This is a genomic window from Escherichia sp. MOD1-EC6021, from assembly GCF_002965245.1.
In the GTDB taxonomy this organism is placed as follows: domain Bacteria; phylum Pseudomonadota; class Gammaproteobacteria; order Enterobacterales; family Enterobacteriaceae; genus Escherichia; species Escherichia coli_F.
Genome location: NZ_PTRU01000125.1, coordinates 1 through 429, shown reverse-complemented (window position 1 = coordinate 429; position 429 = coordinate 1). Strand labels below are relative to the sequence as shown.

1 protein-coding gene is annotated in these 429 nt (G+C 54.3%); it reads left to right on the top strand.

Annotated features, from left to right (window positions below; genetic code table 11):
• On the top strand, positions 1-429 hold a 429-nt coding region (locus BEB54_RS28290), incomplete at both ends, for a DinB/UmuC family translesion DNA polymerase (RefSeq protein ID WP_442899392.1).

Here is a 429-nt window from a genome sequence, read left to right as displayed (position 1 = left end):
AAAAGTGCACAGTGGGCAACAAAGCAATGGCCACAGTTTTCCGGTGTGGTCGCGCTGACGGCAGAAAACCGTAATCGGATCTTGAAGCTACTGGGGCTGCAGCCAGTTGGTGAGGTCTGGGGAGTAGGACGCAGACTGACGGAAAAGCTGAATGCGCTGGGTATTAACACAGCACTGCAGCTGGCGCAGGCTAACACGGCATTCATCCGGAAAAACTTCAGCGTCATTCTTGAGCGTACGGTACGCGAACTCAACGGCGAGTCCTGCATATCCCTGGAAGAAGCACCACCGGCAAAACAGCAGATTGTCTGTAGTCGCAGTTTTGGTGAACGAATCACAGACAAAGATGCCATGCACCAGGCTGTTGTTCAGTATGCAGAGCGGGCCGCAGAGAAACTACGTGGGGAGCGTCAGTATTGCCGGCAGGTG